The sequence below is a fragment of the Rhizobacter sp. P2_H3 genome (genome assembly GCF_056403355.1).
Window position 1 is genome coordinate 1 of the sequence record NZ_JBFUFQ010000323.1, and the last position, 4,970, is coordinate 4,970.

The following is a 4,970-nucleotide window of genomic DNA, read 5'->3' on the forward strand; positions in this document are numbered from 1 at the left end:
CCTGCCTGGAAGCGCTTCTGGCTCTGCGGCGCCCAGCCGGGGTAGGTGCGCAGGATCTCGCCGATCTGCGCCAACTGGTGGCCTTGTATGCCGGCCAGGATGATGAAGGTGTGGTCGTCATGGGCGGTCGATCCGGGAGGCACCGTTCCGACCTCCTTCAGCGTGTTCGCCCAGGCGTCCAGGAACTCCACCGCCTTGTCGGCATAGCGGTTGTCCTGGGGGTCGGACAGCTTCCAGCGCAGTACCAGGGTCCAGGCGCGCGCGATGTCGCCGTACAGCGCGTACTTGGTGCTATCGGCCCGGTAGACCGCGGGCTGCGGATTGGGCTTGGCGTCCAAGGAGGCGTTGCGCTCAGCGCACAGCTTGTTCCACCATCCCGTCCACGGCTCCTGGCCTGCCTTGATGTGCGCGCGGATGCGCGTGGCGTCGTCTTCGGTGACCAAGAGGCCCGGGTGGCGGAAGGCGCCGCTCACCGAGGCCGGGGTCCGCAGGCCGGCAGCACCGGCATCTCCGGAGTCCTCATCGTCGCCGTCACGACAGCCCGGCAGCAGCGGCAGCGCGGGAAGCAAGGGAAACAGACCCAGGCCGAATGAGAATGCGCGCCGCGTGCGATGCGGCAACTCGTCGACGCGAGTGGCTTCCGGGGATGTCTTGGACACGCGGGGTTCCTTGTTTTTCCGTAGAGGTCGGCAAGCTAGCGCAAAACATCGGCGCCGTCCTGACGAAGCTGTGACGGCCGGTCCGTACCGTGCAAGGATTGCTTTTTTTCCGACGCATCGCCTCAAGTGGCCTGGGGATTGCATGTTCAACCTCTCATGCAATGGAGAGCGCGGCACGAGCCGCGCACCGCATGCGAATTGCGTTCACACCTGACCATCCTTGACAGCGGCGCCGTGTCGCGCGTCGAAGGGCGGGCCCGGTCTGACAAACAAGGTCACTGCCGCACAACGAGCTCCTGCTCGTCGACGCCTCCCTCGGTGTGGCGGCGATCCGACTGTCCTGCAATTCGACGCGCACGATGAATGAAGTTTCTTGTTTGTTCAAAGAGGAAAAAATGCCGAACGCACTGAACGCCGCCCCCGTCCGCCTGGTGGCGCTCTCCCTCATGATGGCTGGTGTCGTCTCCTGTGGCGGGAGCGGGGCATCGTCCTCCGGTTCCGATGCGGCGCCCCCGCCCTCTTCCGGAACTCCGCCTCCTCCTGCACCACCTGCAGCCCCTGCGCCTCCTGCCGCCCCTGTGCCGCCTGCGCCGCCTGCTTCGATCAACGCCAGCCTCGGCGTACCCGGTCGGCTGCTGGTTGGCCTGGGTGCCGGCAACAAGATCGCCGACATGACGAGCCAGCAGATTCGACCGGACATCATCGACACGTACCTGGTCGGGGTGGGAGATGGTTCGTGGCCGTACTGGAACAGCCCCGATGGGGCCTACGTCACCTATGCCTCCGCGAACGCCAAGGCGGCCGGCGCCGTGCCCCTGTTCACGCTCTACCAGATGGCCTCCAGGGGCGAAGGGAACCTCAGCGCCATCAACGACGCAAGCTTCATGGCCAGCTACTGGTCACAGGTCAGGCTGATGTACCAGAAGATCGGGGCGACGGACCAACCGACGCTCGTCAACCTGGAACCGGACTTCTGGGGCTTCGTGCTGACAGGTGCTCCCGGCGGCGACCCGACGAAGGTGCCGGCGCGCGTGAGCACGGTGAGCGAATGCGCAGGCCAACCGGACGACGTCACGGGGCTCGCGCGCTGCCTGCTGACGCTCGGGCGGACCTATGCACCCAAGGCGAAGATCGGCTTTCCGCCGTCCTTCTGGGGACGGGATGCCACCACCGTCGGCAACTTCATGCTGAAGCTCGGGGCGGACAAGGCCGACTTCATCGTGGCGCAGACGGTCGACCGTGACGCCGGTTGCATGGAAGTCAGCCCGCCCCCCGACGAGTGCGCCGGGCGAGGCAACGGTCCGTTCTACTGGGACGAAGCCAACGTGGCGACGCCCAACTTCCGCCAGAACCTCGACGAGTGGAGCACCGCGCGAAGCGTGCTCGGGAACCTGCCCATCCTGTACTGGCAGACGCCGATGGGCGTGCCTTCGGCGACCCCCGGCGGCACTCCCGGACACTTCCGCGACAACCACGTCCACTACATGCTCACGAACCCGACGCAGTACACCGCCATCGGCGTGTTCGGGATCGTGTTCAGTGGCGGCGGGAGCACCTCGGCCAACATCACCACCGACGGTGGACAGTTCGCCCGCACGTTCAAGGCGTACCTGGCAAACCCGGCCGCGCTTGCTCACTGAAGGCCTTCGACCTGCCTGCCCCCGAGGGGGCGGCAGGATGCGTGCGTTCAGTTGCTGTAGAACAAGCCTCGGCAGCCGCCGGCGGTGTAGACCCGTCCGTAGAGGTTCTGATCGGCCGCCATCAGGTTGATGCCGCCGAACTGGTGCGCATCGTCGTTGAAGCGCTGCCAGCTGGTGCCGGCGTCGTCGGAGCGGTACACGCCCCACACGCCGTTCATCGCACCCACCACGTAGACCGCGGCCGAGTACGCGGCGCCCGCCCTGGCCTTGCCCAATGCCAGCACGCTGGCGCCCTGCACCTCGGGCCACTGCCCGGGGTCACGACTGCCCCAGACCGACGCAAAGTTGCTGAGCTTCGTCCAGTTCGCGCCCGAATCCACCGAGTGATACACGGCGTTGCCGTCGGCCAGCCAGAGGTCGCCCTCGACGTTGGGGTTGACCGCCATCGACGTGTTCCCGAAGGGATTGGCGCGCAGGTTGGCAGACACCGAGCCCGGGCTCAGCGTGAAGTTGTGGCCGCCATCGGTCGAGACGTAGACCTTGCCCGGCGTGCCCCACCAGGCACCGCCCGAGTCGTAGGCATAGACCTTGTTCGCGTTCTTGCGGTCCGCCACCATGCGGTAGCTGCGAGGGAACCCGCCGATGACGGTGAGCGCCGGCAGGTTGGTGGCCGTCCAGCTGGCGCCGTTGTCGGTGGTGTACGACGGCACCGAATCGGCCGGCGCCCACACGGCCTTGTTGCGCGCGGTGACGGCGATGTTCGACGCTTCGCTCGTGTTGGCCACGCCGCCGGCGGCGAGTGAGGCAAAGGTCGCCCAGGTCTTGCCGCCGTCGCCGGACCAGAAGCCGGTGCCCTTGCCGCTCGAGTTCAGCAGGCCGACCCCGGCGATGTAGAGCGGATCGGACCACGCCACGTCGGACGAATTGCCGTTGCTCCATTGGGTGGAAGGACCTTGGGTCGGCTTCTTCGCGAGGTCGGTGTAGACCCACGTTCCAACGTCGCCCACTGAGTAGATCACCGGATAGGGCGCGCCGGCCGGCGGCGTCCTGAGGGCCAGCGCGCAGGTCTCCTCGAGCCCGTCGACGGCAAAGGTCCAGCTCGGCGTGGCCGAGGAGGCGTTCCGGGTTTCCCAGATGCCGCCGCCGTACACGTGCAGGACGTGGTCGCGGTCGGAGGGATCGATCTCGACGTCGTCGATCCAGCCGGAGAAGCCGTCGTCGGCCGGCGTATGCGGCATCGTGGCCGCGATCTCGCGCCAGGTGCTGCCGCCGTCATCGGACAGCTGGACGATCTTCTGGCCGCTGTAGTTGCCCCAGGTGTTGGTCACGCCCAGTGCAATGCGCGCCGTCGAGCCGGTGCCGAAGACGGACAGGCCGCCATAACCGGAGGCGTCGTTGCTGTTGAGCAAGGTCCAGGTGCTGCCGCCGTCGAACTTGTAGAGACGGGCGGGACCGGGCGAACTCGGGCCCGCGCCCTGGGTGAACACCACATAGAACTTGCCGTCGGCGGCCCGCACCATGTGCGGGATGTGGGAGCCGGACACCGGCGTCGAGACCGCAGTCCACGATGCCCCGCCGTTGGTGGACTTGTACAGGTTCGAACCCAGGCCCGCCACGCTGACGTAGTCCGGCGCGATGGCGGCGTAGAGGGTCGAGGTCGCCGTGCCCGTGCCCCGGGTCCCGGTGTCGTAGACCACCAGCTCGACACCCATCACCTGGCCGCCCGCCGCGTTGATCTGGTCGGCGCTCATCTTGGTGGACGACAGCGCGTTGACCTGCGCCCACGTGGCGCCGGAGTCCGCGCTCTTCCACAGGCCGGCCGTGCGCGAGCCGTAGAACAGCGTCGACGGCTTGTTCGGGTCGACCATCAGCCGTTCGCCGATGGCCCGGCCGTTGTTGTTGCCACCCGCGGAGAACGGYAGGTCGACGTGGGACCAATGGTCGCCGCGGTCGCTGGAGCGGTACAGCCGGGCGGTGGCATCCGCCGAGGCGTACATGCCGCCGACCAGGTAGACGGCCTGGTCGTTGTTCGGGTCCAGCGCGATGCTTTCGACCCCGTGGTAGGAGCCTTCGGCGCCGCTGAAGCCGTCGGTGATCGGCACCCAGGCCTTGGTGGCCTGGTTCCAGCGATAGGCGCCGCCGACGTCGGTGCGTGCGTAGAGAACGTTCGCGGACGTGGGATGGAAGACGAGACCGGTGACGTAGCCGCCGCCGCCGTACTTCGCGTTGGTCCAGGCGGTGCCGTGGGTCACGGACGCCGCCGCGGAGGCCGCACCTTCCCCGGTGGCGTTCGAGGCCGTGACCACGAAGTAATACGTCGTGCCATTGACGACGGTGCTGTCGGCCAGGCTCGTCGAGGACGTCGAGCCGATCAGCGTGCCTCGCTGGCCCTGCGTTGTCGACCGGTAGACCCGGTACGCGGTGGCTCCGGACACGGCGGCCCAGCTGACGGTCACCTGGGCCCCGGCGTCGGTCGCCTTCACGCTTCCCACAGCCCCCGGCACGGCGGCCGGCGCAGGCGCAGGCGCAGGCGCAGGCGCAGGCGCAGGCGCAGGCGCAGGCGCAGGCGCAGGTGCGGGCGCAGGCGCAGGTGCAGGTGCGGGCGCAGGCGCAGGTGCAGGTGCAGGTGCAGGTGCAGGTGCAGGTGCAGGTGCAGGTGCAGGTGCAGGTG

At 68.0% G+C, this 4,970-nt stretch carries 4 protein-coding genes; 1 reads left to right on the plus strand and 3 read right to left on the minus strand.

Annotated features, from left to right (window positions below; all coding sequences use genetic code 11):
- Window positions 1-659 (minus strand): alginate lyase family protein (locus tag AC1D1T_RS29915; protein ID WP_477993082.1); only part of this gene is annotated, 659 nt, incomplete at its 3' end.
- A 578-nt stretch (window positions 660-1,237) separates the two neighbouring features.
- Between AC1D1T_RS29915 and AC1D1T_RS29920 the strand changes: the two genes are divergently transcribed.
- Window positions 1,238-2,299, plus strand: a complete 1,062-nt coding sequence (locus AC1D1T_RS29920) for a hypothetical protein (RefSeq protein ID WP_477827835.1) — start codon at window positions 1,238-1,240, stop codon at window positions 2,297-2,299.
- A gap of 47 nt (window positions 2,300-2,346) precedes the next feature.
- Here the strand turns inward: AC1D1T_RS29920 and AC1D1T_RS29925 are convergent, their stop codons facing one another.
- Both AC1D1T_RS29925 and AC1D1T_RS29930 read right to left on the minus strand, forming a co-directional pair.
- Complete coding sequence (locus AC1D1T_RS29925; RefSeq protein WP_477840421.1) at window positions 2,347-4,782, minus strand: WD40/YVTN/BNR-like repeat-containing protein; 2,436 nt, start codon at window positions 4,780-4,782, stop codon at window positions 2,347-2,349.
- The coding region (locus tag AC1D1T_RS29930) for a hypothetical protein (protein WP_477993084.1) at window positions 4,779-4,970 on the minus strand (192 nt) is incomplete at its 5' end. The genes AC1D1T_RS29925 and AC1D1T_RS29930, both read right to left, overlap by 4 nt.